Source organism: Pseudomonas sp. SDO5532_S415, from assembly GCF_054071155.1.
The window spans coordinates 1-2147 of sequence record NZ_JBSVWS010000334.1 but is presented as its reverse complement, the minus strand read 5'-3'; the positions used below and the strand labels follow the sequence as shown (position 1 = coordinate 2147).

Annotated in this window: 1 protein-coding gene; it reads left to right on the top strand. The window is 66.6% G+C overall.

Annotated elements, in window-relative coordinates:
• Positions 1–2147 (top strand): DUF6531 domain-containing protein (locus ACW9HW_RS29890; RefSeq protein WP_457402927.1); only part of this gene is annotated, 2147 nt, incomplete at both ends.

Here is a 2147-nt window from a genome sequence, read left to right as displayed (position 1 = left end):
TCGAAACAAGCGAAAAACCCCAACGGCGACAGCGCCGATACCGCCGCCCACACCGCCACCCACGGCTGCCCGCTGTCGCTGGTCAGCGGCGAGGAACTGCTGACCCTCAGCGACGGCACTCTCGACGGCATCTTGCCCTTTGAGTTCACCCGCCTCTATCGCACCAGCGCCGTGGAGCTCGACAGCGGCCTTGGCTTCGGCTGGAGCCATTCGCTGAGCCAGCGCCTGGAGCTCGACGGCGACACGGTGCTGTGGATCGACGCCGAAAACCGCCGCACGCCGTTCCCGCTGCCGAGCCTGGCGCGCCCGGCGATCCACAACAGCCTGTCGCGGGCGGCGATCTACCGGGGGGACGATCCTGAAGAGCTGATCCTGGCGCTGGCCGGCGAGTCGCCGCGTTTTTATCACTTCCGCGATGGTGGTCTAAGCGCCATCAGCGACGCCTACGGCAACCGCTTGAGCGTGCAGCGCGATCTGGCCGAGCGCATCCAGCGCCTCGACAACGGCGCCGGGCGCTGCTTGCTGTTGCGCTACGACCGCCGCCATTTGATCGCCATCGACTACCAGCGCTTTGACCTCGGCGACGACCAGCCAGCGGCCTGGGTGACGCAACAGACGCTGGTCAGCTACCGCTACGACGCCCGTGGCCGGCTGATCGAAGCGACCAATGCCGTTGGCGACAGCGAGCGCTACGACTACGACGAACAGCACGTCATCCTGCAGCGGCAACTGGCCGGTGGTGCGAGTTTCTACTGGGAGTGGGAACGCGCCGGCAAGGCGGCCAGATGCATCCGCCACTGGGCGTCCTTTGCGCAGATGGACACCCGCTATAGCTGGGACGACGACGGCGGTGTGCTGCTCAAGCACGCCGATGGCAGCCAGGAACGCTACGTCCACGACGCGCAGGCGCGGTTGGTGCGCCGGGTCGAGGCCGACGGCGGCGAACGGCTCAAGGCTTATGACCAGCAAGGACGACTGGTCGCCGAACAGGACGCCCTCGGCGCGGTCACCGAATACCGCTACGACGAGGCCGGACGGCTGATCGCGCTGCTGCCGCCGGACGATGAGCCAACGTCCTACGAATACCGCAACGGTTTCCTGCACGCGCGTTATCGCGGCCAGGCCAAATGGACCTACCGGCGTAACGCCCAGGGCGATATCACCTGGCTGATCGACCCCGACGGCCAGAGCACCTACCACGAGTACGACGCGCAAGGGTGCCTGCTGCTGATCCGCTACCCGGACCACAGCTTTCATCGGTTCGCCTGGAACCGCCTCGGCCAGTTGCTCGAGGAAACCCTGCCCGACGGCGGACGCCGGCAGTATGCCTACGACGCGCTGGGGCGGCGGATCACGCTCGAGGACGAATTCGGTGGCGTCACCCGTTACCAGTGGGACGCCGTTGGCCGACTGCAACAGACGATTCTGCCGACCGGCGCCCGCCGCACCTTCAGCTACAACGCCTACGGCCGGATTACCGCCGAGCGCGACGAACTCGAGCGCGTCACCCGCTACGAATACGCCGACGACCTGCACCTGGTCAGCCGACGGATCAACCCCGACGGCAGCGAACTGAAGTACCGCTACGACCACGCACAACTGTTGCTGACCGAGATCGAAAACGAGGCCGGCGAGCATTATCGGCTGGACTACACGCCGGGCGGCTTGATCCGCCAGGAAACCGGCTTCGATGGCCGGCGCACCGCCTATGCCTACGACCTCAACGGCCGGTTGCTGGAAAAGACCGAGTTCGGCGATGACGGTTCGCAGCTGGTCACGGCCTATCAACGCGACAGCGCCGGCCGCCTGCTGCTCAAGACCCTGCCCGACGGGGCCCAGGTCGCGTACCGCTACGACCGCCTGGGTCGCCTGGTCAGTGTCGACGACGGCCAGGCGCATCCGCTGGCGTTCGACTACGACGCCCATGACCGACTGATCACCGAACATCAGGGCTGGGGCACCTTGCGTTACGGCTATGACGCCTGCGGTCAGCTGCAGCACCTGCGCCTGCCGGACAACAGCCGCCTGAAATACCACCGCGCCCAAGGCGGCGCGCTGACCGCCATCGACCTCAACGGTTCGCGCCTGACCACCCACAGCTTTGTCGGTGGTCGCGAACAAAACCGCCAGCAAGGCGCCTTGCTCAG